Annotated in this window: 20 protein-coding genes; 12 read left to right on the top strand and 8 right to left on the bottom strand. The window is 74.1% G+C overall.

All coding sequences use genetic code 11. From position 1 onward, the window contains the following. On the bottom strand, positions 1-479 hold a 479-nt coding region (locus QSK21_RS10940; RefSeq protein ID WP_285695385.1), incomplete at its 3' end, for a helix-turn-helix domain-containing protein. Positions 480-1,071: 592 nt separating this feature from the next. Here QSK21_RS10940 and QSK21_RS10935 point away from each other — a divergent pair. Further along, the gene (locus QSK21_RS10935) at positions 1,072-2,211 is read left to right on the top strand and encodes an acyl-CoA dehydrogenase family protein (protein WP_285695384.1); all 1,140 of its coding nucleotides are present in this window, start codon (positions 1,072-1,074) and stop codon (positions 2,209-2,211) included. Here QSK21_RS10935 and QSK21_RS10930 read toward each other — a convergent pair. From QSK21_RS10930 to QSK21_RS10915, 4 genes are all read right to left on the bottom strand, one after another. After that, on the bottom strand, positions 2,208-6,746 hold the full coding sequence (locus QSK21_RS10930) for a cation-translocating P-type ATPase (protein ID WP_285695383.1): 4,539 nt from the start codon (positions 6,744-6,746) through the stop codon (positions 2,208-2,210). The two genes, QSK21_RS10935 and QSK21_RS10930, sit on opposite strands and share 4 nt — an antisense overlap. A gap of 107 nt (positions 6,747-6,853) precedes the next feature. Continuing rightward, entirely contained in the window at positions 6,854-8,014 is a 1,161-nt protein-coding gene (locus QSK21_RS10925) for a CaiB/BaiF CoA transferase family protein (RefSeq protein WP_285695381.1), read from the bottom strand. Positions 8,015-8,079: 65 nt separating this feature from the next. Continuing rightward, the gene (locus tag QSK21_RS10920) at positions 8,080-9,834 is read right to left on the bottom strand and encodes a hypothetical protein (RefSeq protein ID WP_285695380.1); all 1,755 of its coding nucleotides are present in this window, start codon (positions 9,832-9,834) and stop codon (positions 8,080-8,082) included. Between the two features lie 164 nt (positions 9,835-9,998). Continuing rightward, entirely contained in the window at positions 9,999-10,190 is a 192-nt protein-coding gene (locus QSK21_RS10915; RefSeq protein WP_285695379.1) for a hypothetical protein, read from the bottom strand. 18 nt (positions 10,191-10,208) lie between these two features. Here QSK21_RS10915 and QSK21_RS10910 point away from each other — a divergent pair, with 18 nt between their 5' ends. The 7 genes from QSK21_RS10910 to QSK21_RS10880 all read left to right on the top strand — a co-directional run bounded on the left by QSK21_RS10910 (position 10,209) and on the right by QSK21_RS10880 (position 19,578). Beyond that, the gene (locus tag QSK21_RS10910; RefSeq protein ID WP_285695377.1) at positions 10,209-10,862 is read left to right on the top strand and encodes a hypothetical protein; all 654 of its coding nucleotides are present in this window, start codon (positions 10,209-10,211) and stop codon (positions 10,860-10,862) included. Between the two features lie 157 nt (positions 10,863-11,019). Then, positions 11,020-11,781, top strand: a complete 762-nt coding sequence (locus tag QSK21_RS10905; protein WP_502871540.1) for a M50 family metallopeptidase — start codon at positions 11,020-11,022, stop codon at positions 11,779-11,781. Positions 11,782-12,061: 280 nt separating this feature from the next. After that, the gene (locus QSK21_RS10900; RefSeq protein WP_285695376.1) at positions 12,062-13,375 is read left to right on the top strand and encodes an SWIM zinc finger family protein; all 1,314 of its coding nucleotides are present in this window, start codon (positions 12,062-12,064) and stop codon (positions 13,373-13,375) included. Beyond that, positions 13,363-14,937 carry a DUF5691 domain-containing protein gene (locus QSK21_RS10895; protein ID WP_285695374.1) on the top strand — a complete coding sequence of 525 codons (1,575 nt, stop codon included), beginning with the start codon at positions 13,363-13,365 and terminating at the stop codon, positions 14,935-14,937. Before QSK21_RS10900 ends, QSK21_RS10895 begins: the two co-directional genes overlap by 13 nt. After that, the gene (locus QSK21_RS10890) at positions 14,934-16,037 is read left to right on the top strand and encodes an ATP-binding protein (protein WP_285695372.1); all 1,104 of its coding nucleotides are present in this window, start codon (positions 14,934-14,936) and stop codon (positions 16,035-16,037) included. Before QSK21_RS10895 ends, QSK21_RS10890 begins: the two co-directional genes overlap by 4 nt. Next, positions 16,034-18,391, top strand: coding sequence for a DUF5682 family protein (locus QSK21_RS10885; protein ID WP_285695371.1), 2,358 nt, complete (start codon positions 16,034-16,036; stop codon positions 18,389-18,391). The genes QSK21_RS10890 and QSK21_RS10885 overlap by 4 nt, the downstream gene beginning before the upstream one ends. Continuing rightward, positions 18,388-19,578, top strand: a complete 1,191-nt coding sequence (locus tag QSK21_RS10880) for a VWA domain-containing protein (protein WP_285695370.1) — start codon at positions 18,388-18,390, stop codon at positions 19,576-19,578. Before QSK21_RS10885 ends, QSK21_RS10880 begins: the two co-directional genes overlap by 4 nt. 13 nt (positions 19,579-19,591) lie before the next feature. On the opposite strand, the gene QSK21_RS10875 is transcribed toward QSK21_RS10880, so the two are convergent. Continuing rightward, positions 19,592-21,136, bottom strand: coding sequence for a serine/threonine-protein kinase (locus QSK21_RS10875; RefSeq protein ID WP_285695369.1), 1,545 nt, complete (start codon positions 21,134-21,136; stop codon positions 19,592-19,594). 151 nt (positions 21,137-21,287) lie between these two features. Between QSK21_RS10875 and QSK21_RS10870 the strand changes: the two genes are divergently transcribed. From QSK21_RS10870 to QSK21_RS10860, 3 genes are read left to right on the top strand one after another with little or no spacing between them, the layout of a single operon-like run. Next, positions 21,288-22,292 (top strand): DUF6777 domain-containing protein, encoded by a 1,005-nt coding sequence (locus tag QSK21_RS10870; protein WP_285695368.1) that lies wholly within the window; start codon positions 21,288-21,290, stop codon positions 22,290-22,292. A 52-nt stretch (positions 22,293-22,344) separates the two neighbouring features. Then, the gene (locus tag QSK21_RS10865; RefSeq protein WP_285695367.1) at positions 22,345-22,737 is read left to right on the top strand and encodes an ArsR/SmtB family transcription factor; all 393 of its coding nucleotides are present in this window, start codon (positions 22,345-22,347) and stop codon (positions 22,735-22,737) included. Further along, positions 22,734-23,750, top strand: coding sequence for a cation diffusion facilitator family transporter (locus tag QSK21_RS10860; protein ID WP_285695366.1), 1,017 nt, complete (start codon positions 22,734-22,736; stop codon positions 23,748-23,750). The genes QSK21_RS10865 and QSK21_RS10860 overlap by 4 nt, the downstream gene beginning before the upstream one ends. 25 nt (positions 23,751-23,775) lie before the next feature. On the opposite strand, the gene QSK21_RS10855 is transcribed toward QSK21_RS10860, so the two are convergent. Together QSK21_RS10855 and QSK21_RS10850 are read right to left on the bottom strand one after the other, a co-directional pair. Further along, a complete protein-coding gene (locus QSK21_RS10855) occupies positions 23,776-24,696 on the bottom strand; it encodes an amidohydrolase family protein (protein WP_285695365.1) in 921 nt (306 codons plus the stop codon). A gap of 22 nt (positions 24,697-24,718) precedes the next feature. After that, positions 24,719-25,705, bottom strand: coding sequence for an alpha/beta hydrolase (locus QSK21_RS10850; RefSeq protein ID WP_285695364.1), 987 nt, complete (start codon positions 25,703-25,705; stop codon positions 24,719-24,721). Positions 25,706-25,907: 202 nt separating this feature from the next. On the opposite strand from QSK21_RS10850, the gene QSK21_RS10845 reads away from it, so the two are divergent. Continuing rightward, positions 25,908-26,879, top strand: coding sequence for a diacylglycerol/lipid kinase family protein (locus tag QSK21_RS10845; protein ID WP_285695363.1), 972 nt, complete (start codon positions 25,908-25,910; stop codon positions 26,877-26,879). The last annotated feature ends 57 nt before the right edge of the window (positions 26,880-26,936 follow it).

Raw genomic sequence — 26,936 nt, 5'->3', positions numbered from 1 at the left:
GACGGCAGCATCACCGCACCGATCATCCGGGAATAACCGCTGACCATGACCAGCACAGGAGGACGCCCTGTCTGGCCGAACCCCAGCGGCACGTCCACCGGCGGGAACCACAGATCGCATTGAGCCAACTCACCGGGCCGGTACTCGGTACGAGACGCCGGGTCGAGCGGGCGATACAGCGGCCGCAGCCGCTGCACCCGCTCGAAGAACACCGTCTTGCCCCGACACCATCCGACCCGTTCCATGATCACCGACGTCGGCATGTCGGGGAACTCCGCCAGCAACGCCCGTATCTGCGGTTCGACCGCGTCCACGATCGAGCCCTTCACGGCCCGCACATACCGAGGCGGCTCATGCGAGACCAGCGCCTTACGCACCGTATTCCGCGAGATCCCGAGCCTGCGAGCGATCGCCCTGATCGCCAGCCCCTCAGCCCGGTGCAACCGACGGATCTCCGCCCAGTCCTCCACCTTCAACACCTCACCAGGGTCCAGGGGCGGGTCACGATTCGGCCGGAACCACAGGGTCAGTCTTCAGGCGGAATCAACACTGCGCTCCGTTTATTGGCGGTACCTGCGGCGTCGGGCGCTGGGCGCCCTCCTTCTCCGGCACCGCGCGCGATCGCTGCATCGCTCCGACTCGCCCAGGGGCTCGCTACGCGATCAGGGTCTCGCTGACGCTCGCCCCTGCCTTCGGACGCGATCGCAGCGCTTGGGCACCGTTCGGGGCTGGGGTGACGGGTTGAGGTCGTTGGGAGAGGTGTTTATTGCATGCGCGAGCTGCGCAGTGTTTACTGCTGCCGCGACAAGCGACGAGCCGCCAGAGGAGCGCCGCTCGCGGCTGCGAATGAACACCCTCGCACCCACCCCAGCCCCCAACCCCAGCCCCGAACGGTCGCTCAAGCGTTGCGATCGCGTCCGAAGGCAGGTTCCGAGCTTGCGAGGAACCTGATCGCGAAGCGAGCCTCTAGGCGAGTCGGAGCGATGCAGCGATCGCCGCAGGCGCGACAAGCGACGAGCCGTCAAGGCGAGGAGCGCAGCTCGCGCCTGCCATAAGAAAGAGAGCCGGTGGATGGGCCCGTGGAAGACGGATGAGCGTGTCGCGTTGCGGCGGCTCGTGCGGGAGTTTACCGAGCGGGAGATCGTTCCCTACCTGGGCGGGTGGGAGGAGGCCGGGGAGCTGCCGCGTGAGCTGCATCGGAAGGCGGCGAAGGCCGGGCTGCTCGGGGTGGCCTTCCCCGAGTCCGCGGGCGGGGGCGGCGGCGAGCTGTTCGACTCGATGATCGTGACCGAGGAGCTGATCCAGGCGGGCGGGTCCGGTGGGGTCGTGGCCTCCCTGTTCACGCATGGGATCGCGCTGCCGCACATCGTCGCGTCCGGGGACGAGGGGCTGATCGAGCGGTTCGCGCGGCCGACCCTGGCCGGGGAGATGATCGGGGCGCTGGGCATCACCGAGCCGGAGACCGGGTCCGACGTCGCGGGGATCCGGACCACGGCGGTGCGCGACGGCGACCACTATGTGGTGAACGGGGCCAAGCTGTTCATCACCTCGGGAGTGCGGGCCGACTTCGTGACCACGGCGGTGCGGACGGGCGGGCCTGGTGCCGGGGGGATCTCGCTGCTGGTGATCGAGAAGGGCACGCCGGGGTTCGAGGTGTCGCGGTCCCTGAGGAAGATGGGCTGGCTGTGCTCGGACACCGCCGAGCTGTCGTTCACCGACGTGCGGGTGCCCGTGGCCAACCTGGTCGGTGCGGAGAACTCCGGGTTCCTGCAGATCGTCCAGAACTTCGTGACCGAGCGGCTGGGGCTGGCCGTGCAGGCGTACGCGACGGCGCAGCGCTGCCTGGACCTGACGATCCGGTGGGTGCGGGACCGTGAGACGTTCGGGCGTCCGCTGGCGTCCCGGCAGCTCGTCCGGCACAAGATCGCCGAGATGGCCCGGCAGGTGGACGTGGCCCGCGCGTACACCAGGAGTGTCGCGGAGCGGTACGCGGCGGGTGAGGACGTGCTGACCGAGACGGCGTTCGCCAAGAACACGGCCGTGTACGCGGCCGAGCACGTCGTCCACGAGGCCGTCCAGTTGCACGGCGGGATGGGCTACATGCGCGAGTCGGAGGTCGAGCGGCACTACCGCGACGCCCGCATCCTGGGCATCGGCGGCGGCACCAACGAGATCATGAACGAGATCGTGGGCAAGCGGCTCGGGTTCTAGCGCAGCCTCTCCACGAGCCGCGGTCCCAGGACGGACGCGACCGTGGCCGCCGCGGCGGCGCCGAGGACGACCGACCAGGCCACCGGGCCCAGCGGGACGCTGCCGAAGAAGTGGCTCACGCCCGGCGTCTCGATCACCAGCGCGAGGACGAGCAGCGAGGCCGCGCAGGTGGCCAGGACGGCGGGGCTGCGCCAGCCGGTCTGCAACGTCTGCGCGAGCTGCGTGATGACCAGCGCGGCCAGGCCCATCGTCCCGGCGCGGCGGCCACGCCCGGTGAACCGCCCGATCTGCCAGGCGAGGATGGCGCCGAGCGCGGTGACCACGCCGCGCGCCACGATCGCGTCGTGCAGCGGGTCACCGAGCACGCCGGGACGGGACGGGCGTCCGGCGCGGTCGCTCCGCTCTTCGCCGGGCGGGGCGAGCGCGACGGCCAGCGCGGGCATCATGTCGGTGAGCATGTTGACCAGCAGGAGCTGGCGGGTGGTCAGCGGAGCCTGCCCGCCGCCCAGCGTGGTGCCGTAGAGGGTGAACGCGACCTCCCCCACGTTGCCGCCGACCAGGATCGACACGGCGTTGCGGACGCTCTCCCACAGCGCGCGCCCCTCCAGGAGGGCGGCGACGATGCCGGGCAGGTCACCGCCGCGCAGGATCAGGTCGGCGGCGGACGGCGCGGCCCGCGAGTCCCCCGCGGTCAGGCCGATGCCCACGTCGGCGAGCCGGATCGCGGCGGCGTCGTTGGCGCCGTCGCCGGTCATCGCCACCACCCGTCCCGCGCGCCGCAGCGCCTGCACGATGCGCACCTTGTGCTCGGGCGTGACGCGGGCGAACACCGAGGTCTCCGCGATCCGCCGGGTACGGTCGCGGTCACTGAGCCGGTCCAGCTCGGCGCCGGTCATGGTGCGCTCGGGGTTCGGGACGCCCAGCTCGGCGGCCACGGCGCGGGCGGTGTCCGGATGGTCCCCGGTGATCATCGTGACCCGGATCCCGGCGGCGGTGAGCGTGCCGATCGCCTCCGCGGCGTCCGGGCGGACCGGGTCGGCGATCCCCACGAAGCCGAGCAGCGCGAGCCCGGCGAGGACCTCCTCGTCGGCGTCCAGGGCGTCGGGCTCGGTGTGGCCGACGGCGAGGACGCGCAGCCCGCGGCCCGCCAGGCGGCGCACCGTCGCCTCGGCCTGGGCGCGCCGCTCCTCGGTCATCGGCTCGGTGCCCCGGCCCGTCACGACCCGGCCGCAGTGGGGCAGCAGGACCTCGGGCGCGCCCTTGACGGCGACGTAGGGCACGCCGTCGTCCCGTCCGAGCGCGGCCGAGTAGCCCCGGCTCGGCTCGAACGGGATCGTGCGCAGCGCCTCCCAGCCGGTGTCGTCGCCGAGTCCGGCGGCCGCCTCCAGGACGGCGCGGTCCGTGGCGTGCCGCGCGGGGCCGGCACCGCCGTTCGGGTCGGGGCAGGCGCGGGCGGCGGTGGCCAGGACGCGGCGCCACGCCGCGCCGCCGGGCTCAAGGTCGCGGCGCGGCCCGCTGATCGTGGTGACCTTGAGCCGGCCGTCGGTGAGCGTGCCGGTCTTGTCGAAGCACACCACGTCCGCGCGGCCCAGCGTGCCCAGCGTCCGGGACGAGCGGACCAGCACGTCGCGGCGGGACAGGCGGCGGGCGGCGGCGAGCTGGGCGACGGTCGCGACCAGCGTCAGGCCCTCGGGCACCGCCGCCACCGCGACCGCCACGCCCGAGGAGATCGCCTGCCTGGCGGACATGCCGCGCAGCATGCCGAGCGCGCTGACCAGCGCGCCGCTGAACCCGGACACCGGCAGCGAGACCCGCGTCAGCTCGTTCAGCCGTGCCTGCACCCCCGTCGGCGCGGCGCCTTCGCCCGCCAGGGCGGCGGCGCGTCCCGCCTGGGTGCTCGACCCCGTGGCGACCACGACGGCGTAGGCGCGCCCGGTCAGCACGGTGGTCTCCTCGTACAGCATGCAGGCGCGCTCGGCCAGGTCCGCGCCGGGGGCGGCGGCGACCGACTTGGGCACCGGGGTGGACTCGCCGGTCAGCGTGGCCTCGTCCACCTCCAGGTCCTCGGCCACCAGCAGGCGGGCGTCCGCGGGCACCACGTCGGACGCGCGGACGGCGATGACGTCGCCGGGGCGCAGCTCGGCCGCCGGGATGTCGTCGTGCGGCGCCCAACCGACGCCGTTGTCCAGCCGCAGATCCCAGTCGCGGGGCCCGCCCTGCACGCGGACGCGGCGGGCGGGCGCGCGCTGCCCCAGCAGCAGGCCACGGAGCGCACGCTCCGCACGGGACCGCTGGATGCCGCTGATCAGCGCGTTCCCCGCCATCACCCCGCCGACCAGCGCCGCGTCGACACCGGACCCGACGACGGCGGACGCCGCCGCGCCCAGGACGAGTACCGGTGTGAGAGGGTCGCGCAGCTCGTGCCATACCGCGCCCGCGACCTCGGCGACCGCGCGTACGGGCGGCGCGGAGCGGATCCCTTCCGGGAGGCGATGCGCCGGGGCACGGTCGCGGGCGCCCTCGTCGCGCAGCCGCAGCGCCCGTTCGGCGGCGGCCTGCGGATCCAGGGCGTGCCAGGGTACGCGCGGCACGGGTACGGGCACGGGACGCGCGGCCAGGCGGCGCGCGGACAGGAACCCGCTCACCAGCGCGATCAGCGCGGCGCCGTGCACGGGGGTCAGGTCGAGCCGGGACCGCGAACGGTCCCCGGTGAGCACCAGCAGGGTGCCCAGCGCCGAGCCGCCGATGGCCAGCCGTACCGCGCGTTCGCTCGCGGCCCTGGTCGCGCCCACGGCCACCATCAGCCGCCAGACCTGTTCGAGCCCACCCGTGCAGACCAGGTCGGAGCTCCAGCAGATCGGGGGCGCGGACTCGTCCAGGCCCGTGACGGACACGCTCACGCCCACGTCGGCGGCCAGCGCGGCGTCCTCGTCGCCGGTGGTGACGACGAGCACGCCCTCCCCGTCCCGCTGGAGCGCGCGGACGTGCTCGGCGAGCGGGACGGACGCGTCCAGCGCCTCGTCCACCAGCGGCAGCAGCTCGGCGGTGGCGGCGTGCTCGGTCAGCAGGATCCGGGCGCCGCTGTCGCGGGCGGCCGACAGCACCGCCTCGGCCCGCGGATCGAGACGGCGCCCGATCAGGGCCTCGCCGATCGTGTGACCGGTGGGATCCATCACCTGGACCCTGAGGCCGCGCGGATCGCCGGAGTCGCCGGAACCGCCGGGGGCCCCGGTGCCGTTCAGTAAGGGGTCGGTGGAGGCCGCGGACACGCGGTGGAGGCACCAGCCGTCACGGTCCCGGACGCCCTCGATGCCGGGGTCGATGGTGAGGAGCCGTGCCGTCGCGTCCCACACCTCGGGGCCGTCGGCGGAGACGATCTCGTGTTCGGTTCCGCACAGCGCCGACGAGTCCACCACGACGGCCGTCACCCGGTCGAGCCTGCGGTACGCGGCGCCGTCCAGCGGCACCACGCCCTGCCCGGCCAGCTCGCGTCCCAGCGTCGAGGCGAAGCCCGAGCGGCCGATCCGGGAGGCGCGCGGCACCGCCGCCAGCAGCAGGGCGGACGCGGCACGGGGGTCGCGCCCGAAGGCCACCACCCCGGCGGCGCCGACGAGCGCGGCGATCGAGGAACGGTCGGCCCACTTCTCCACCGGGCCGGGCGGCAGCGGGCAGGGCCGTTCGGCGCGTTCGGGGGCGTCGGCGGGCAGGCCGGGCGCGCACAACGCGGTCTCCCAGCGCGACCAGGCGGCGCGGCGCGCCCTCAGCTCCGCGACCTGCACGCCACGGTGCAGCGCGTCCAGCGCGAGCCCCGACGGCTCCTGGGTGAGCCCGTGCAGCACGGCGCCGCCCACCGACAGCACCAGGTCGGCGCCGTGATGCCCCAGCCTGGTCTCCAGCTCGCGCCGCAGCCGCGGCTGGCTGTCCATCCACGCCAGGGCGATCCGCGCGGCGGGCGGCAGCCGCGGCAGGCGCACGAACCGTCCCGCCGAGGCCAGCGCGAAGGCGGCGCAGTCGGACGCCAGCGCGATCGCCTCGGCGGTGACCGGCGCGGTGTCGGCCGGATGCCCTTCCATCGGGAACGCCTCGTCCCCGACCTGCTGCGCGTCCTCCACCGCCGCGATGGCGTCGACGATGCCGTCCAGGTCGACCCGGTCCTCGTCGAAGAGGCACAGGATCTCGCCCGTGACGGCGTTGACCTGGGCCCAGTGGACGCCTTTCAGCCGTCTCACCGCGGCCGCCGCCGAGTCGCGCAGCTCGCGGGCCGACCGGGTGCGGGCGGTCGGGTGCCCGCGGATCTCGATGTAGGCGCGGCCCTTCCGCGACCAGGTCCGCCGCCGCACCCGATGGCCGATCAGGTTCGCCAGCTCGGCGCGTTCCGCCATCCCGGCGAGGTCGGGAAGCCTGGGCTTGAGCAGCGACGGCTTGGGCAGGGGCGGTTTGGGCAGCGGCAGCGAGCCGGCCAGCCCGGCCGCGCCGGACACCGCGCTCGACACTGTGCGCGGCACCAGTCCGGCCACCGATCGGAGCACTCCCACCCTTGTCACCTTCGCTTGGGGACGACGGTGAGTGCGCTACCCGTGGTCGGGCGGACGACACCGGACGGCCCGGGCAAAATATCACCGCGCCGCCGTAAACCCCCAGGTCAGCTCTGCGCCACGGCCCCCTCGGCGAGCAGCGCGTCCACGTCCTCGAAGCCCAGCTCGGCGAGGATGTCGCGGGTCTGGCCGCCGGGGAGGGCGGGGACGCCGTCGGTCTCGGTGACGGTACGGGAGAAACGCGGGGCCGGGGACGGCTGGTGGTGCCCCTCGTGCTCGAAGAACACCTCCCGGGCGGTGTTGTACGGGTGCTCGGCCGCCTCCTTCAGCGACAGCACCGGGGCCACGCAGCCGTCACCGGGCAGGAACAGCTTGGCCCACTCGTCGCGGGTCTTGGTCCTGAACGCGGCGGCGAACCGTTCCCGCGCCTCCGGCCAGCGCTCCCGGTCGTGCTGGCCGGGCAGGTCCTTCTCGTCCTCCAGTCCCAGCACCCGGATGAACTCGGCGTAGAACTGCGGCTCGATCGCGCCGACCGCCATGTACCGGCCGTCGGCGGTCTCGTACACGTCGTACCAGGGGGCGCCGGTGTCGAGCATGTTGACCCCGCGCCTGTCCTGCCAGAGGCCGCCGGCCATCATCGCGTGGATGAACGTGGACAGGTGCGCCGTGCCGTCCACGATGGCGGCGTCCACGACCTGGCCCTGCCCGCTGGTCCTGGACTCCAGCAGCGCGGACAGCACCCCGACGACCAGGTACATGCTGCCGCCCGCGAAGTCGCCCAGCAGGTTCAACGGCACCTGCGGCGGGCCGCCCTCCCGTCCGATGGCGTGCAGCGCGCCGGTGACCGCGATGTAGCCGATGTCGTGGCCGGCGCTGCTCGACAGCGGACCCCGCTGGCCCCAGCCGGTCATCCGCCCGTACACCAGCCGGGGGTTGCGGGCCAGGCAGTCGTCGGGCCCCAGGCCCAGCCGCTCGGTCACCCCGGGCCGGAAGCCCTCCAGCAGGACGTCCGCGCGCTCCACCAGGCGGAGCACGACGTCACGCCCGCGCTCGCTCTTGAGGTCGACGGCGATGGAGCGCTTGCCGCGGTTGCTGAAATCGGTGCCGCCCCTGGAGGCGCCCGGCTTGACGGCGGAGGTCCGGTCCACGCGGATCACGTCCGCGCCCAGGTCGGCCAGCAGCATCGCGGCGAACGGGCCCGGCCCGATCCCCGCCAGTTCGACCACCCGCACCCCGGACAGCGGCCCCTTACCCGTCGCAGCGCCCATCCCTGCCCCTTTCGCTTCGCCCCTCGGCTTGCAGGGACCAGGGTAAGCGCACGCTGATCCCAGGGTCAGTCCGGGCGGGCCGTCAGCTTCACGCGCCCGGTGGGACGGCGCCTCGGCTCGGCGGGCACCGAGATCAGCAGCCGCGACCGGCGCTGCCACGCCCTGAACGGACCCTTGACCTGTGGTGTGAGCCCGCGCGCCGCCGCGGCGAGGTGGTACCAGTCACCGCGCGCCGACCGCCACCAGGAGCCGCCGACCGGGCGCCGGGCGTCGCACCGGCCGGTGTCCCGCGCCCCGCGCCTGTCGATGAGCACCGCCCGCGCGGCCGATCCGCCACCGGTGTAGGACACGCCGGTGCAGACCCACCGGGCCCGCCTGCCACCGATCCACCCTGACCAGAACTCCCACGCCGTCGCCTCGGACACGGGACGCCCGGAACGTCCCGGGGACGGGGCCAGGCACGCGGTCCGCTCCCACACGCGCAGAGCCCTGCCCGTGAGCCGCTTGCCGTTGCGGCGCGCGGTCTTGGACGCCTTCGCCGCTTTCCTGTTGTTGACCGACTTGGCGGCCTTGCCTGCACCGCCGGCCATGGCGGTGGGGGGACGGTACGTGAGCGGCACACCGCGGACGCCGCCGAACTCCCCAACCGTCCTGGTCCCGCCCTTCTCCCTGAGGTGCAGGACGGGGCCACGCCCGCATCGCGTGCGGGGGAACACCGGGTCGGTGACGCCCTGGCTCACCGTCACCCGCTTCCCGGTGAGGGACACGGGCCGATGCCAGGGGGCCACCAGGTAGCGGCCACGGGACAGCCGGATCGGGGCGGCGGCATCCGTGCCCGCCCTGTACACGGTCATCGGCCCGCCCCCGTCGGTGAAGCGGCCGATCCGGTCGCCGCGCCGCACCAGCGCGACCTTCCGGCCGTCCACATGCCCGGCGAACAGGAGCTGGGGGTTGCCCGCCTCGCCCGGTCTCGCCGCGGCGCCGGACGTCTTCGCGGCGTCCGCCCACGCGTTCAGTGCCCGTCCGGTGAACCGCCTGTCGCCGGTCAGGTCTCCGCGCGCGGGCCACACGTCCAGGCTGTGCGGTGCCGTCCGCCACGTGTCGGGCGCGGGGGCGACCAGGCTGAGGCCGTGCGCGGCGGCGGCCTTGGAGGTGCCGCTCAGCAGCCGTCCCTTGTCCTCGACCATCAGCAGCGTGCCGGCCAGCACCGCCGTCAGCACCACCGCGACGCCCACCGGCATCGGGGAGCGGTGGCCGAGCGGCTGGATCCGTCCCGGCGCGAACGGATCGGAGTGCGGCCAGGTCCTGATCACGGGCACCTTCGCCCGCTCGGCCTCCGCGATCACGTCCATCTGGTCCGGAATGCGCAGGTCAAGGAGCTGGTCGCGTACCTCGTGCCGGCTCATCTTCGCCACGTTCAGCAGCGCGTAGGCGACGCGGACGGGCGGCTCCAGCTCCGCCAGCGCGTTGGTGGTGGCCCCGGCGGGCATCCGGGGCGGCGTGGCGCGCAGCCAACGGCGCAGGCCGACCCGCCATACCCAGTGCGGCTTCATCGCGCGGCGCAGCACCCTGGTCCGGCGCCGTTCGCGGCCGCCGCCCGCGCCCCCGGTGCTCTCCACGATCCGGCGGGCCAGGGCCATCCGGTGCGGCCGCCTGCCCTTGCCGGGCAGGACGAAGTAGGCCAGCCGGACCAGCTCGCGGAACGCCTCGTCGGCGTCCGCCGCGTTACGTGCTCTCCGTGCGCCCGGCGCCTTCGGCCGCGTGGCCCCGGGCCGCTCGCCGGCCACCCTCGTGCCCCTGCCCGTCGCACCGTCCCGCATGGTCTCGCTCCCCCGATTGCGCCCGGCTGATGCGGACCAGACATTAGGGAGCACCGCCACACGCCCAACGGGAGTTGGCGGAACGATTGCCATGCATGGCGGTAGCCATGACCCCGCCAAAGAGCGCTACGAAGAAAGCGCCGAGAAGTGCGGCGAAAGGAGCGCTAGGAAGACGCCTCGGGTGCCTCGGAGGCCCCGGGCGCGCCCGGCTCCTCCTCGGCGATCCGCAGCCGCAGCCGGTCCCTGATCTCCTCGGGCGTGTAGGCGCGGCGCTTGCGCTCGGCCCGCACGATGACCACCCCGGTCGCCGCGACCCCGACGAATCCGGCCACTCCCAGCACCTTCCACCACCGCATCGCCCTAGGGTATCGATCATGTCCGGCACGAGCATCGGTCTCGACGAGGCCGCCGAGCTGACCCGCACCGGTGACCTGTGGTTGTTCCGCGGCCGTACGGTGGCCGACCGGGCGATCCAGGTGACCACCAACAGCCCCGTCAACCACGTCGGCATGGCGATCGTCATCGAGGACCTGCCGCCGCTGATGTGGCACGCCGAGCTCGGCCGGTCCCTGCGCGACGTGTGGTCCGGGGGCCACCACCGGGGCGCGCAGCTCCACGATCTGCGGGAGGCGGTGGTGCTGTGGGGCGGCCGGTACGGGCAGCGCGCCTGGCTGCGGCAACTGGAGCCGCCGCCCACGCGGGGGCGGGAGAACGCGGCGCTGAGGGCGGTGGCGCGGCTGGACGGCACCCCGTTCCCGTCCACGACCCGGCTCGCCTCGCGCTGGCTGCGCGGCCGGATCCCGTTCCGCCGTCCCGCCGAACGTGACCCCGACCTGGAGACCGCGTTCTGCGCGGAGATCGTGGCGGTGACCTACCAGGCGATGGGCCTGCTGCCGCCCGGGCGCCGCCCGAGCTGGTACGACCCCGGCCGCTTCTGGAGCGGCGACGACCTCGGCCTGGAGGGTGACGCCCGGCTCGGCGGCGAGATCAGCGTGGTGGTCCCGCCCGCCGTCCGGCACGCCCGCTGACACGGACACTGACACGGACACTGACACGGACACTGACTCGACGCGGACACGACCTCCTGGGACGAACCGAACGCGTACCTTATTCCGGACGTCTTACCCTGAGGCGGCACACGGGGACTTCGATGGGCCGGCGCGCGAGAACGACGACGAGGTGGACGTGGACACGGTGAGCATCGCCGACTTGTGGGACCGGCTGACGGGGACCCAGCAGGACCCGCCCTGGTGGCTGGTCGTCCTGGCGGCGCTGATCGCCCTGGCCGCGGTGCTGCACGGCCCGACCTGGCGGGTCGCGAGGAACGTCGTCACCATCGCGCACGAGGGCGGGCACGCGCTGATCGCCCTGGTCACCGGGCGCAAGCTGGACGGCATCAAGCTGCACTCCGACACCTCGGGCGTCACCGTCTCGCGGGGCAAGCCGCACGGTCCCGGCATGGTGTTCACCGCCATGGCGGGCTACCTCACGCCTCCGCTGCTGGGGCTGCTGTTCGCCGTCCTGCTGGAGGGCGGCCGGATCACCCTCATGCTGTGGTTCTCGCTGGCGCTGCTGGGCGCGATGCTCGTCATGATCCGCAACGCCTACGGGGTGCTGTCCATCGTCGCCACCGGCGCGATCATCGTCGGGGTGTCCTGGCTGGGCGGCGCCACCGTCCAGGCGGGCTTCGCCTACCTGGCGGCGTTCTTCCTGCTGTTCGCCGCCGCGAGGCCGGTCGCGGAGCTCCAGCGGATGCGCGCCCGGCACATGGCCCCCAGCTCCGACGCCGACCAGCTCGCGCACCTCACCGGGGTGCCCGGCCTGGCGTGGGTGGGCCTGTTCGGCCTGGTCGCCGTGGGCGCGCTGCTCACCGGCGGGCTGCTGCTGGCCCCCGACTCGGTCTCCCTCCCCGACCTGCCCGACGCCCCGGGCGTCAGCCGCGGCTGAGTCCGGATCCGGACAGGGATCTGCCCCTTTCGCCCGAACGGGGCCCACGATGGCTCATGGCCCAGAAGAAGCTCGACCGCGCCAAGTACCACCGCAAGCGCAAGGCCCGTCTGCGCCGGACCCGCCATCGCTCCCGCCCCACCCGCGGCAAGGGCAAAGGCCGCTGACCCCTCCCGTCCCGCAGGACGTTTGCCCAGCTCACAGGGCTTATGGTGGGGCTTTTCCGGTAGGTTGGGACGCGTGGGGATGAATGTCGGACCGGGTCGCTAGGTTCGGCGGTGTGAGCGATCGATGGGATCGGGAGCAGGTGCTCGGCCTGGCCCCGGACACGGCGTCGGCCAAGGCCGCCGAGGGCGTCGCCAAGCCCGCCAAGTGGGGCGCCGCCGGGTGCGACGACGACGCCCTGTGGGGCGAGTGCCGTGGCAGCGGCAAGAACCCGTACCGCGCCTGCGTCGACCTGTCCGAGCCGGCGTTCCGCTGCTCGTGCCCCAGCCGCAAGTTCCCCTGCAAGCACGCCCTGGGCCTGCTGCTGCTGTGGAGCGAAGGCACGGTCGACGCGGGGCCGCGTCCCGCCTGGGCCGCCGAATGGATCGAGGAGCGCCGGGCTCGGGCCGACAGGGCGCGGGAACGCCGGGCGGGCGCGGCCGCCAAGGCCCGCGATCCCAGGACCGTCGAGCGGCGCGAGCAGCGGGTCGACGGCGGCGTCGCCGAGCTCGACCAGTGGCTGCGCGACCAGGTGACGCACGGGCTCGCGCAGGCCGAGCAGGCGTCCTACCGGCTGTGGGACGACGTCGCGCGGCGGCTGGTGGACGCGCAGGCGGCGGGGCTGGCCGGGCAGGTCAGGGCGCTGGCCGCCGTCCCGCGGAGGCCCGGCTGGCCGGGCCGGTTGCTGGAGGAGTACGCGCTGCTCAGGCTGCTGGTGCGGGCGTACAGGCGGCGGGACGGGCTGCCCGAGGGGCTGCGCGAGACGGTGCGGTCGCGGGTCGGCTTCACCGTCCAGCAGGAGGAGGTCGTCCGGGAGGGCGAGCGCGTCCGCGACCTGTGGTGCGTGACGGGGTCGCGCGACATCGCCCAAGACCAGCTCACCACCCGGCGGGTCTGGCTGCGGGGGCGCCGCAGCGGGCGGCCCGCGCTGGTCCTGTCGTTCGCGGTCCCGGGGCGTCCGCTGGACGCCTCGCTGGTCGTGGGCACCGAGGTCGACGCCGAGCTGGCGTTCTACCCGGGCTCGCAGCCACTGCGGGCGGTCGTCGCCGAGCGGTACGGCGCGGCGACCCCGGCGGTGCCCGACGGGTCGCCGGTCGCCGCCTTTTTGGACGAGTACGCGGCGGCCCTGGAACGTGACCCCTGGCTGGACCGCTGGCCCGCCGTGCTGAGCGACGTGCGGCCCGCCCGTCCGCCCGGCGAGCGCAACGGCACCTGGAACCTTCAGGTCGTCGACGCCGAAGGGGACGCGCTGCCGCTGCTGCCCACCGACCCGTGGCGGCTGCTGGCGGCGTCGGGCGGGCGCCCGGTGACCGTCGCCGGGGAGTGGACGCCGCGCGGCATGCGTCCCCTGGCCCTCTGGAGCGAGGACGAAGGGGTATGCATCCTGTGAGCTGGAGCGAGCACGTGAGCGCGGCACTGCTGGGGACGGCGCGCAAGCCGGTGCCCGCGCTTCCCGAGTCGCGGGGGCACCCCGAGGCTCCGGGCCAGGGGGACGACCCGGCGGGGCGGCTGCTCGACCAGGCGGCCGTCCTGACCGTCCGGAGGCGGGCGGGCATGCGGCCCGTCGCGGCGGGCGAGCCGATCGCGCCCGCCCCGCAGGAGCACGCGGCGCCCGCGCCGCCCGCCGCCGCCCGCCGCCTGGCCCGCATCCTGGAGGGCGAGCGGATCCGGGTGCTGCCCGAATGGCTGGACGCCGCGGCCGACCACGGCTACCGCGTCCCGTCCCGGATGCTGCCCGACGTGCTGGAGAAGGGCCGCGGCAACCGTGACCTGCGCCCGTCCATCGCCCGCGCGGCGGGGCGGCGCGGCGTCTGGCTCGCCCTGCAGAACACCGACTGGGCCTACCTCGTCGGCTCGGGCGACGACCCGGGCGGCGACACCGAGGAGGTGTGGGAGACCGGCACCCGGCCGCAGCGGGTCGCCTACCTCGTCCGGTTGCGCGGCACCGACCCGGCGGCGGCGCGGGAGGCCCTGGCCGCCACCTGGTCCCGCGAGGCGGCGCCCGACCGCGCCGCCTACCTCGCGACCTTCGAGCACGGCCTGTCGCCGGGCGACGAGGACTTCCTGGAGCACGCCCTGGAGGATCGCGGCAAGGACGTCAGGCAGCTCGCGTCCGACCTGCTGGCGCGGCTGCCCGGCTCGGCGTACGGCCGCAGGATGGCGGCGCGGGCGCTGCGCTGCGTGCGGCCCGAGATCCGCTCCGCTCCCCCGGGAGGCCGCGCCGAGACCTGGATCACGGTGGAGCCGCCGGACTCCTATGACGACGAGCTGGCCAGGGACGGCGTTCCGTTCCACCCGTCCGGGTCGTTCGCGCCGAGCACACCGGGCGGGCAGCCCGTCGGCGCCCGGTCGGCCTGGCTTCGCGAGATCCTGGCCCGCACGCCCCTGTCCACCTGGACGGAGCTGTTCGAGGCCGAGCCCGCGGCAGTCGTCACCCTGCGGGCCGCCACGTCCGGCGGGCCCGACGCCCGCGCCGCCCGCGACCTGCACACCGGGTGGGCACGCGCGGCCGTACGGCAGCACGAGACCGAGTGGGCCAGGGCGCTGCTGCGCAGCGGCGTCCTGGCCGACGAGCCCGACGACCTCGCCGGGCTGCTCGGCGTCCTGCCCGACGAGGAGCGCGGCGTCGCGGCCGCCGACCTGATCCGGTGGGGCGAGAGCGGCCCCGACGTGCTGCGCGTGCTGCGGCGCGTCCCGGGGCCGTGGGCGGGCCCGCTCGCCGACGCGGTCATCGCCACGATCGGCGCCGCCCACGAGCGCGCCACCGACCTGCACGGCCGGGCGGTGATCCAGTTGTGCGAGCTGGCCGAGCAGCGGCTGACCCCCGACGCGGCGCCGCGGCTCGTACGGCTCACCACCCGGGAGGGAGGCGACGCCGCGTCCCCCGCCCTCGCCCGGCTGATCGACAGCCTGAGCTTCCGCCACGACATGCTGAAGGAGCTTGCCCAGTGACGTCCGACCCGTCCTCCGGCACCGGCCGCGTCCTGCGCCCGCACGCCGAGCAGCAGTACGCCGACGAGCTGGCCCGCCTGGCCGAGCACGACGACCGGCCCCGTCCACCCGGCTGGCGGCTGTCGCCGTGGGCCGTCACCACCTACCTGATGGGCGGGGAGCTGCCCGACGGCTCCACGATCACCCCGAAGTACGTGGGCGCGCGCCGCCTGATGGAGGTCGCGGTGGCCACCCTCGCCACCGACCGGGCGCTGCTGCTGCTCGGCGTGCCCGGCACCGCCAAGACCTGGGTGTCGGAGCACCTGGCGGCGGCCGTCAGCGGCGACTCCACCCTGCTGGTGCAGGGCACCGCGGGCACCGCCGAGGAGGCCATCAGGTACGGGTGGAACTACGCCCGCCTCCTCGCCGAAGGCCCCTCGGAGAAGGCGCTGGTGGAAAGCCCGATGATGCGGGCGATGCGGCGCGGCTCGGTCGCCCGGATCGAGGAGCTGACCCGGATGCCCTCCGACGTCCAGGACACGCTGATCACCATCCTGTCGGAGAAGACGCTGCCCGTCCCCGAGCTGAACACCGAGGTCCAGGCGGCCAAGGGGTTCACCGTGATCGCCACCGCCAACGACCGCGACCGGGGCGTCAACGAGCTGTCCAGCGCCCTGCGGCGGCGGTTCAACACCGTCGTGCTGCCGCTGCCGGAGACCGCGGAGGACGAGGTGGAGATCGTCTCCCGCCGGGTCGAGCAGATCGGCGCCGCGCTGGAACTCCCCGAGACCCCCGCCGGGCTGGACGAGATCCGCCGCGTGGTCACGGTCTTCCGCGAGTTGCGCGCCGGCGTCACCGGCGACGGCCGCACCAAGCTCAAGTCCCCCAGCGGGACGCTCAGCACCGCCGAGGCCATCTCCGTCATCACCAACGGCCTCGCGCTGGCCGCCCACTTCGGCGACGGCGTCCTGCGCGCCCCCGACGTGGCCGGCGGCATCGTCGGCGCCGTCGTCCAGGACCCCGTCTCCGACCGCGTGGTGTGGCAGGAGTACCTGGAGACGGTCGTCCGCGAACGCCCCGAATGGCATGACTTCTACCGCGCCTGCCGGGAAGTGTCATGACACTTCCCGGCCCGCCCGTGAGCGCGGTGGATCGTGGGGAGAAGGTGCGGGTCGAGGTCTATGGGATCCGGCATCACGGGCCGGGGTCGGCGCGGGCCGTGCGGCGGGCGTTGGAGGAGTTCCGGCCGGACGCCGTGCTGATCGAGGGGCCGCCGGAGGCGGATGCGATCGTCCATCTCGCGGGTGACGCGGGGATGGTCCCGCCCGTTGCGCTGCTCGCCTACGCGCCTGGTCGGCAGGATGCGGCGGCCGTGTCGGCCGAGGGTTCCGGTTCTGGGGAGCGTCAGGCCGCGTTTTGGCCGTTCGCCGAGTTCAGCCCGGAGTGGCAGGCCATCCAGCACGCTTTGGCGGCGGGTGTCCCGGTTCGCTTCTGCGACCTGCCCGCCGCGCATCAGCTTGCCCGGGCCGACGAGGCCGAGGAAGGGCAGGAGGAGGGCCAGGAGGGCCAGGGGGAGGGGTCCGAGGACGAGGAGGTGCGGGCGATCCGGCTGGACCCCCTCGGGTGGCTGGCGAAGGCGGCGGGTTATGACGACGCCGAGCGCTGGTGGGACGACGTCGTCGAGCACCGGCATGACGGGCCGTCGCCGTTCCCGGCGATCGCGGAGGCGATGACCGAGCTGCGGGACCGGCTGGCCGCCCTGCCCGAGGAGAGCCTGGCCGGTCACCTGCGGCGTGAGGAACAGCGCGAGGCGCACATGCGGCGGACGCTGCGCCGCACCCTGAAGGAAGGGTACGAGCGGGTCGCCGTGGTGTGCGGGGCCTGGCACGTCCCTGCCCTGCTGCGGAAGGTTCCGGCGACGCGGGACGACCAGACGCTGCGCGGCCTGCCGAAGGCGAAGGTCGCGATGACCTGGGTGCCGTGGACGCATGGGCGCCTGGCGAACCGCTCCGGGTACGGGGCGGGCGTGCGGTCGCCCGGCTGGTACCACCATCTGTTCACGGCGGGCGACCGTCCCGTCGAGCGGTGGCTGACCCAGGCGGCGCGGGTCCTGCGGGAGGAGGACCTGCACGTGTCCTCGGCGCATGTGATCGAGGCGGTGCGGCTGGCGGACGCGCTCGCGGCGCTGCGCGGCCGTCCCCTCGCCGGGCTGGACGAGGTCACCGAGGCGACCCGAGCGGTGCTGTGCGAGGGCGCCGAACTGCCGGTGGAGCTGATCCAGCGGAGGCTGGTGGTCGGCGAGCGGCTCGGGGCCGTCCCCGACGAGACCCCGATGGTGCCGTTGCAGCGCGACCTGAAGGCCGAGCAGGGCAGGCTCCGCCTCAAGGCGTCCGCGCTCGACAAGGAACTGGACCTCGACCTGCGCAAGCCCACCGATCTGGAACGCAGCCGCCTGCTGCACCGGCTGCGGCTGCTGGACGTCGACTGGGGCGTCCCCCAGGAGGACTTCGGACGGTCCAAGGGCACGTTCCGCGAGACGTGGACGCTGATGTGGCGGCCGGAGTTCGACGTGGAGCTGATCGAGGCGAGCGCCTGGGGCACGACCGTCCAGGGCGCGGCCACCGCCCGCGCCAAGGCGATGGCCGCGCACGCCGAGGCGCTGTCCGACCTGACCTCGGTCGCCGAACGCTGCCTGCTCGCCGATCTGGGCGGCGCCCTGCCCGACGTGATGCGGGCCTTGGGCGACAGGGCCGCGCTCGACACCGACGTCGAGCATCTGATGGCGGCGCTGCCCCCGCTCGTCCGCGCGCTGAGGTACGGGGACGTGCGCGGCACCGCCACCGGCCCGCTGCGCACCGTGGTCGACGGGCTGGTGGTGCGCGTGTGCGTGGGCCTGCCGCCCGCCCTGTCCGGCCTGGACGACGACGCGGCCCGCGAACTGCTGGGGCACATCGACGCGGTGAACGGCGCGCTGTCCCTGCTCGACGACCCCGGCCACAGCGAACGCTGGCAGCGCACCCTTGAGGGCGCGGTGGACCGGCAGGGCCTGCACGGGCTTCTCGAAGGACGGCTGACCCGGCTCCTGCTGGACGCGGGACGGCTTCCCGACATCGCGGCGCGGATGGCCCGTTCGGTGTCGGTGGGGGCCGCGCCCGACCGCGCCGCGGCGTGGGTCGAGGGGTTCCTGTCGGGCGGCGGCCTGATCCTCGTCCACGACGACGACCTGCTCCGGCTGGTGGACGAGTGGATCGCGGGCCTGCCGGGCGACGCGTTCACCGACGTGCTGCCGCTGCTGCGGCGCACCTTCGGCGGGTACGCCGCCGCCGAGCGCCGCGCGATCGGGGAGCGCGTCCGGCGGCTCGGCACGCCCCGCGCCGCCGCCGGCGCGCCCGAGGACGGCGGGCTCGACCACGCGCGTGCCGAGCGCGCCGCCGCGACCGCCCTCCACATCCTCGGCTGGAAGGCACCCGCATGAGCGACGACACGAGGAGCGGCATGACCGGCACCCCCGACGAACGCCTCAAGCGGTGGCGGCTGGTGCTCGGCGGCGAGGGCGGCGCCGACGGCACGGGCGTCCGGTTGTCGGGCGACGAGGCGCGCATGGACGGCGCCCTGGAGAAGCTGTACGGGGCGGGCGCCGGCGGCCGTTCCGGGTCCGACCGGCGCGCCGGCGGGCTGGGCGACTCCGCGCCGAGGGTGGCGCGCTGGCTCGGCGACATCCGCGACTACTTCCCGTCCACCGTCGTCCAGGTGATGCAGAAGGACGCGATCGAACGGCTCAACCTCACCCGGCTCCTGCTCGAACCGGAGATGCTCGACGCCGTCGAACCCGACGTCCACCTGGTCGGGACGCTGCTCTCCCTCAACCGGGTGATGCCCGACCGCGCCCGCGAGTCGGCGCGCGGGGTGGTGCGCACGGTGGTGGCGGACCTGGAGAAGCGGCTCGCGCAGCGGACCCGTTCCGCGGTCGGCGGTGCCCTCGACCGCTCCGCCCGCGTCCAGCGTCCCCGCCGCCTGCCCGACGTCGACTGGAACCGGACGATCCGCGCCAACCTGCGCCACTACCTGCCCGAGCACCGCACCCTCGTCCCCGAACGCATGATCGGGTACGGGCGCAGGCAGCAGGCCGTGAAACGCGACGTGGTGCTGGCCATCGACCAGAGCGGGTCGATGGCGGCCTCGGTGGTGTACGCGAGCGTGTTCGGCGCGGTGCTGGCCTCGATGCGGTCGCTGCGCACGTCCCTGGTGGTGTTCGACACCTCGGTGGTCGACCTCACCGACCAGTTGCACGATCCGGTCGAGCTGCTGTTCGGCACGCAGCTCGGCGGCGGCACCGACATCAACCGCGCCATCGCCTACTGCCAGGGCCTGGTCACCCGGCCCAACGACACCATCCTCGTGCTGATCAGCGATCTGTACGAGGGCGGCGTCCGCGCCGAGCTGCTCCAGCGCGTCGCGGCCCTGACCAACGCCGGCGTCCAGGTGATCGTGCTGCTGGCGCTGTCGGACGAGGGCGCCCCGGCCTACGACCACGACAACGCCGCCGCGCTGGCCGCGCTGGGCGTCCCGGCCTTCGCCTGCACCCCGGACGCCTTCCCCGACCTGATGGCCGCCGCCGTGGCCCGCCGTGACCTGAGGGAATGGTCCGAACGCAACCTCTGACGAGGCTCGGGAGTCAGCGGGATCGCAGGCCGGCGGCCAGCAGGGCGACCATCAGCGCGGTGACGGCGGCATAGCCGGCGATGGAGGCGATGCTCCAGTCCACGTCCGGGACCTGGGTCCAGAGCGCCCACAGCGGGACGCGCACCACCCGGGCGGTCAGGACCGTCCACGCGGCGGCCCTGCCGCCCCGCAGGGCCAGCACCACGCCGACCAGCGTCACGACCGCCAGAAGGACGAAGGAGGCGGCCACCACCAGCAGCCAGCGCCCACCGGGACCCGAGGTGAGGTCCGGCCTGGCCACGAGGATCGCCATGGAGAGCACGTCCAGCGCCGCCAGGAGCGCGGCGAGGACGAGTCCCGTGACCGCCGCCACGCCGCGCTTCAGCGTGCGGGGCGCGCGTCCGGCGCCGGTACCGGCTTGGCCGGGAGCGACGTTCCAGCCGGCGGGCCGCGGCCCGCCCGGCGCCGCGCCGGTGGGAGGCGCGCCCGGCTCCCAGGTCTGGGAGGCGCCGACCGGCGGCCGGGCCTGGCCCGCGCCTTGAGGCCGGGGGACGGCCTCGGTCTCCGCCACGACCGTGCCGGGGTCGGGACGGCCGGTCGGCGGCCCGGTCTCCCAGGCGGTGGCAGCGCCCGCGGTGGCGTCCTGGCTTCCGCCGCCCGGCGTCCCGGCCCCCGTGGACGGCCGGCGAGGCGGCACGACCTGGGTCGGCGGCGGGCGATTGGGCGTGGTGCGGTCGCCGAGGAGCCGCATGAGGGCCGCTTCGGCGGACGGACGGGACGCGGGGTCCTTCCTGAGGGCCTCGGCGGCGACGGCCGCGATCTGCTCGGGGAGCACGGACAGGTCCGGCTCGTGATGCATGATCCGGTACATGGTGGCCGGGACGGAGCCGGCGGCGAACGGGTCCCGGCCGGTCGCGGCGAAGAGCATGGTGGCGGCCCAGGCGAACAGGTCGGCGGCCGGGCCGATCCCGGTGCCGGTGAACTGCTCGGGCGCCATGTACGCGGGCGTGCCGACGATCTGGCTGGTGACCGTGGCGGACGGGTCCAGGGCGCGGGCGATCCCGAAGTCGATGACGCGGGGGCCGTCCGCTCCCATCAGGACGTTCTGCGGCTTGAAGTCGCGGTGCACGATGCCGGCGCGGTGGATGGCGGTGAGCGCGGTGACCGAGCTGATCGCCAGCCGGTCCAGGTCGGCGCCCGCGCGCGGCCCCTGTTCCTGGACGAGCCGGCGCAGCGACGGCCCCGGCACGTACTCGCTGACGATGTAGGGCTGGTCACCGGCCAGATCGGCGTCGATCACCTGGGCGGTGCAGAAGCCCGCGACCCGCTGGAGCAGCGACAGCTCGCGGACGAACCGGGCCCGCGCGTTCGGGCTTTCGAGCATCTGCGCGTGCAGGAGTTTGATCGCGACCTGGCCGGAAACGGCCGGTGCGGTCCGGCCGGGAACGGTCACCGGCCGGGCGAGATAGACCACTCCCTGGCCGCCGGAACCGAGGCGGCCGAGCAATTCGTAGTCGCCGAGGCGTACCGGATCTGCCGAACTCAGCGGAACCGTCACTGCCCGCCCACCCCCGGTCACGAGATTCGTCGTTTCTGCCCGGCACAAATCACCCCGCTCCGGCATCAAAGAGTATAGGTACGGCCGGGCACGGGCGGGAGATGGGATGCCGGAGATCAAATTCCGAATTCAGGTGCGGGGGGTTCTTCCCGTGGTGCTGTTGGCGGGTGCCGTCATGGGCGGCTGCGGCGACGCGGGCGCGACCATCACCCGGCTCACGGTGGGATCGGCGGGTCCCGACCCGTATGTGCTGATGTCGGGCACCGACCAGCAGAAGATCAAGCCGAGCCCGCGCGGCGGCGGCACGGAGGACGGCGACGCGCCGGGACTGTACGGGGGCACCCGCAGGGCGGCGTCGTGCGACCCGGCTAAGCTGGTGGCGTTCCTGCAGGCCAACCCGGACAAGGCGGCCGCGTGGGCGAGCGTGCACAAGATCCGTCCGGCGGACGTCCCGCGGTTCGTCTCCCGGCTGACGCCGGTGCTGCTGCGGGTCGACACGCTGGTGACCAATCACGGCTTCAAGAACGGCAAGGCGACCCGTATGCCGGCCGTGCTCCAGGCCGGAATGGGCGTTCTGGTGAACGAATACGGCACGCCCGTGGTGAAGTGCAATTGCGGGAATCCGCTGACCCCTCCGGATTCGGAGATCTCCGCAGGGAACGCCGACTACACCGGTGCCTCGTGGCCGGGATTCACCAAGCGGAAGGTGACGAAGATCCGGCCGCGGCGGCAGGTGACCCGGTTCGTGCTCGTCGACCCGGAGGCGAGGATGGGGTTCCAGCGCCCGGCGGCGACGACCGGCGAACTGGACGGCCCGCCGATGGAGGTGCCGCGGGAGGAACTGGCGGCCCCCAGCCCGGACGGCTCGGGGACCATGGACCCCAGCGTGTCACCGCAGGACTCGCTGCCTCCGGACTCACCCTCGGACGAGCCCGGGACCCCGGATCCGTCCGACGGGCCGTCGCCGGGCGGCGACGTTCCGGGCCAGGAGGTGCCCGGTGATGAGGTGCCCGGTGATGAGGTGCCCGGTGATGACACGGGCGCCGGGTCCGGGCAGGACCCGTCCGGCGAGCCGCCGATCGAGGAGACGAGCGCCGGCGCACCACCGCCGTCGATCGAGCCCGCGGGCATGGTACGGCGGAGGGGAACCATCTGAGCGGCGGGTTCGCCCCCGGCGGGGCGGAGGGGCGTGCACTAAGCTTGCTCATATGAGCACTCCTTCAGATGTCGCGGTCGCCCCGGACGCCTGCGCGGTCCGCGTGGTGGACCCCGCGAAGGTGGCCGTGGTGGCCGCCGCCATGCCGGGCGCCACGGAGATCGACGAGCTGTCCCAGATGTTCGGGCTGCTGTCGGACCCCGGACGGCTGCGCGTGATCACGGCGCTGCTGGAGGGCGGCGAGATGTGCGTCTGCGACATCGCGGCGGCGTGCGGGCACAGCGAGTCGGCGGTGTCCCACGCGCTGCGCCTGCTGCGTGCCCACCGGGTGGTCCAGGTGCGGCGCGCGGGCCGCCGCGCGTACTACCGGCTGGACGACTCGCACGTCCGGCTGCTCCTGGACATGGCGCTGGCCCACACCGGCCACCGGGAGGCCGGCGGATGACGGGGCCCGACGCCCACCCGGAGGAGCGCCTGGGCGGGCACGCGTACGGGCACGGCCATGGTCACGGGCAGCCGGTCTCGCCCGGCGCCGACCGCCGGTACCTGGCGGCGGCGCTGGCGCTGATCCTGGCGTACATGGCCGGCGAGGTGGTCATCGGCCTGATGGCGCGGTCACTGGCGCTGATCACGGACGCGGCGCACATGATGACCGACGCGTTCGCGATCACGCTGGCCCTGATCGCGATGCGGATCGCGGCGCGCCCGCCGCGCGCCGGCTACACCTTCGGCCTGCGCCGTGCCGAGATCCTGTCGGCGCAGCTCAACGGGCTGACGCTGATCCTGCTCGCGCTGTTCTTCGTGTACGAGGGGGTCGAGCGGCTGCTGCACCCGCCGGACGTGGCGGGGCCGCTGGTGTTCTGGACGTCGCTGGCCGGGATCGTCGTGAACGTGGCCGCGACGCTGCTGATCGGGCGGGCGGACCGGCGCAGCCTGAACATCGAGGGAGCGTTCCAGCACATCCTCAACGACCTGTACGCGTTCATCTCCACCGCGATCGCCGGGCTGGTGATCTGGACGATCGGCTTCACCCGTGCCGACGCGATCGCGTCGCTGCTGGTGGCGGCGCTGATGCTCAAGGCCGGGTACGAGCTGTTGCGGGACGCGGGCCGGGTGCTCATGGAGGCCGCCCCCGCCGGGCTCGACCCCCGGGAGCTGGGCGACCGGCTGGCGCGGCACCCCTGTGTGGAGGAGGTCCACGACCTGCACGTGTGGGAGGTCAGCTCCGGCTACCCGGCGCTGTCGGCGCATGTCCTGGTGGAGCCGAAGGGCGACTGCCACACGGTGCGGCGCGATTTGCAGCGGTTGCTGCGTTCGTCCTACGGGATCACGCACACCACCCTTGAGGTGGACCACATCGACGACGAATTCCACTGCGAGGACCCGCACGGGCCCCGCCATGTCTCCGCCCAGGGCGAGCCGCACGACCACAACGGGGACGACCGCTGCGACCACTGAAGCCCGACCGCCTGAAGCCGGCCCGTCACCCCGGCGGTGAGAGGTCGAGGAGCTTCGCCGGGGCGTCCCAGCAGACGGCGCGCAGCCAGTCGTCGCCCAGGTCGAGGCGGGCCAGGGCGTCGAGCTGGTGGGCGTACTCGTAGGGGATGTTGGGGAAGTCGGTGCCGAGCAGGATCCGCCCGCTCAGGCCGAGGTCGCGCAGCCGGGGCCGCAGCGTCTCCGGGAACGAGCCGAGGGCGGAGAAGAAGTCGGTGAACGCCATCGTCGTGTCGAGGTGGACGCGCTCGTACCGGTCGGCCAGCTCGAAGAAGCCCTCGAACTCGGGTGCGCCCAGATGCGCGATGATCGCCGTGAGCCGTGGATGCCGTGCCAGGACGCCTCCGAACGGCTCCGGCCCGGTGTAGCCGTTGGCGACCGGTCCCGACCCCGCGTGGACGATCACCGGGATAGCGGCGTCCGACAGCAGGCCCCACACCGGGTCGAGCTCGGGGGCCCGCGGGTCGAACCCGCCCACTTGCAGGTGCACCTTGACGACCTTCGTCCCGCCCTCCACGGCGTGGCGCACGTACTCGGCGACGCCGGGCTCCGGGTAGAGCGTCGCCGTGGGCAGGCACTCGGGGACGCGCTCCGCGAACCCGGCCGTCCACTCGTTCAGGGACGCAGCCATGCCGGGCTTGTGCGGGTACGCCAGCGAGGTGAACGCCCGCACGCCGAGGGTGCGCAGGTACGCGACCCGCTCCTCCTCGGGGAACCTGTAGCGGATCGGCCACTCGCGGCCCAGCAGCGGCCCGGCCCGGTCGAAGTACTCCCACACCCGGGCCATGAGCCGCGGCGGCATGAAGTGGACGTGCACGTCGATGAGGCCGGGCAGGCCCAGCGCCTTCCAGAACGCGGGCACCTCGTCGTCGCCGAGCGGCCCGCCCGCACCAGAACGGGATTCAGTCACGCATCGGACCCTACCGACCGGATCAGGTGATCTCGGACAGCAGGACGGGCAGCGCGCAGTCCAGCTCGCGTCCCCAATAGGGCCAGCGGTGGGTGCCCTGGTAGAAGTGCGTGGACGCCGGGATGCCCAGCCTCCTCAGCTTGGCCGCGAACTCGGTGCCGGACCGGTGGGCGACCCTCTCCAGCACCTCCCGGCCCCGCGCGGTCAGGGGATCCCCGGGACGCCACCGGTCGTACGGGCCGGGCGCGCCGTCGCCCGAGCTGAGGTACAGGCGCACGCCGGCAAGGCGATCGGCCAGGTCGAACGGGTTGTGCCGGCGCCAGACCGGGCGCTGCTCGTCCGGGTCGCCCCACAGGTCGGTCCAGTCGGCGAAGCGTGACCCGCCGGTCGCCACGCCCAGCTCGATCAGGTCGGGCACGTCCAGCCCGGTGTCATCGCGGTACAGGGTGTCGAGGGCCCCGCTGAACGACGCGGCGGCCCGGAAAAGGCCGCGATGCCGGGCCGCGTAGGCGAGCGCGCCGGTGCCGCCCATTCCGGCGCCGGCGATGGCGCGCCGCGTCCCTGCGCCGTATCCGCGTTCCAGGATCTGCCGCAGTTCGGTCAGGTGGAACGTCTCCCATTGGGGCGGCCCGCCGGCCCCGTGATTCCACCAGTCGGAGTAATTCCCGCAGCGCCCGCCGTCCGGCATGACGACCATAACGCCCTCACCCCCGGCGATCCGTTCCAGCGCGGTGTTGGCCGTCCAGGACGTGTGGTCGCCGCGCCCGCCGCCGTGCAGCAGCCACAGCACCGGCCAGGTGCGCCCGTTCAGCACCCCGTCCCGCGACCAGCCCGCCGGGAGCAGCAACCGTACGCGCGCCGCCCCGGCCAGCGCGGGCGAGCGGACGGTCAGGTCCAGCAGCCGCGGCCCCACTTCGCGCTCGCCGACCACGACGGCGCCGTCGTCCGAGCACGGCGCCGCCGGGGTGGCGGGATCGTCCGGGGCGACGGAGGCCAAAAGCCCCACCATTCCCGTAACAATTCCCGCTCCGAACAGCCCGCGCCGCCACATGTTGTCGCCTCGGCATTCCCGCAATCACTATTACAAGGAATGTCCCCCACTCCGAAGCGGGTTCAACTCAGGGTAACGGAATATAAAATACCTGTCCGGGAAGAGCAGGGGTGCCTGGGTAGTGTGTGCCCCGGCGGGTGGAGGGGAGACGACCGGTCGAATGCGCACCAAACGCGAGCTACAGTCGGCGATCCGGGGAACGGGACGAGCGGTTCTGGTGATCAACGCCAGGTCCCGGCGCGGGCGCCGCCTGTACAGCACGGCCCGCAGCATGCTGGAGGAGGCGGGGCTGGAGTTCGCGCAGGTCTTCCCCGTCACCGAGCCGGACCGGCTGAGCGACCTGTTCGAGGACGTGCTGGCGCTCGACCCCGACCTGGTCGTGGTGGGCGGCGGTGACGGGACGGTCGCCGAGGCGGTCGGCCACCTGGCCCACCGCGACATCGCGCTGGGCATCCTGCCGCTGGGCACCACCAACAACTTCGCGCGCAGCCTGGAGTTACCGGTCGACCTGAAGGGCGCGGTCGGCGTCCTGCGGGACGGCAAGGTGGCCGACGTCGACGTCGGCCACGTCGAGGCGGAGCCGCCCGCCTCCGACGGCGCCGCCCACCATGACGGCGGCCACATCTTCGCCAACATGGTCAGCATCGGGCTCTCGGTCCACGTCGCCGAGCAGGTGCCGCACGACCTGAAACGGGTCATCGGCCGCGGCGCGTACGCGGTGACGGCGGCCCGGCTGCTGCCCAGGCACGAGGCGTTCCGGGCCACGATCACCATCGACGGCGAGACCCACGAGATGGCCACCCACCAGCTCAACGTGGCCAATGGCGCGCACCACAGCGGCCAGCGCATCGCCCGCGACGCCAGTCCCGACGACCGGCTGCTGGCGGTCTACCGGCTGGGCGACCGGCACCGGCTGCGGCTGGCCTCGGCGACCGCCCGGCACGTGCTGACCGGCCAGTGGCGCTCCCTGAACGAGGACGCCTTCCTCACCACCGACCACGTCCGCATCGCCACCGACCCGCCGCTGAACGTGGACGTGGACGGGGAGGTCAGGGGCCGCACCCCGGTGTCGGTGCGGCTGCTCGGCAACGCCCTGCGCGTGATCGTCCCCGGCTCGTTCCACGACACCTGAGCGACGAGGTCGCGGCGCCGTGGCGGCCGGGGGTGCTGGTGGCCGCGGAACGCCACG

Source organism: Actinomadura sp. NBRC 104412, from assembly GCF_030269515.1.
Taxonomy (GTDB): domain Bacteria; phylum Actinomycetota; class Actinomycetes; order Streptosporangiales; family Streptosporangiaceae; genus Spirillospora.
The sequence above is the reverse complement of the archived record's forward strand: the minus strand, read 5'-3'. Positions and strand labels throughout refer to the sequence as shown.

What these genes read in the sequence shown, in the direction of transcription:
- QSK21_RS10850 (WP_285695364.1), bottom strand. Translation starts at nt 25,705, where the DNA reads ATGGTGGGGCTTTTGGCCTCCGTCGCCCCGGACGATCCCGCCACCCCG.
- QSK21_RS10880 (WP_285695370.1), top strand. Translation starts at nt 18,388, where the DNA reads ATGAGCGACGACACGAGGAGCGGCATGACCGGCACCCCCGACGAACGC.
- QSK21_RS10925 (WP_285695381.1), bottom strand. Translation starts at nt 8,014, where the DNA reads ATGGGCGCTGCGACGGGTAAGGGGCCGCTGTCCGGGGTGCGGGTGGTC.
- QSK21_RS10845 (WP_285695363.1), top strand. Translation starts at nt 25,908, where the DNA reads ATGCGCACCAAACGCGAGCTACAGTCGGCGATCCGGGGAACGGGACGA.
- QSK21_RS10920 (WP_285695380.1), bottom strand. Translation starts at nt 9,834, where the DNA reads ATGCGGGACGGTGCGACGGGCAGGGGCACGAGGGTGGCCGGCGAGCGG.
- QSK21_RS10895 (WP_285695374.1), top strand. Translation starts at nt 13,363, where the DNA reads ATGCATCCTGTGAGCTGGAGCGAGCACGTGAGCGCGGCACTGCTGGGG.
- QSK21_RS10860 (WP_285695366.1), top strand. Translation starts at nt 22,734, where the DNA reads ATGACGGGGCCCGACGCCCACCCGGAGGAGCGCCTGGGCGGGCACGCG.
- QSK21_RS10935 (WP_285695384.1), top strand. Translation starts at nt 1,072, where the DNA reads ATGGGCCCGTGGAAGACGGATGAGCGTGTCGCGTTGCGGCGGCTCGTG.
- QSK21_RS10910 (WP_285695377.1), top strand. Translation starts at nt 10,209, where the DNA reads ATGTCCGGCACGAGCATCGGTCTCGACGAGGCCGCCGAGCTGACCCGC.
- QSK21_RS10915 (WP_285695379.1), bottom strand. Translation starts at nt 10,190, where the DNA reads ATGCGGTGGTGGAAGGTGCTGGGAGTGGCCGGATTCGTCGGGGTCGCG.
- QSK21_RS10865 (WP_285695367.1), top strand. Translation starts at nt 22,345, where the DNA reads ATGAGCACTCCTTCAGATGTCGCGGTCGCCCCGGACGCCTGCGCGGTC.
- QSK21_RS10885 (WP_285695371.1), top strand. Translation starts at nt 16,034, where the DNA reads ATGACACTTCCCGGCCCGCCCGTGAGCGCGGTGGATCGTGGGGAGAAG.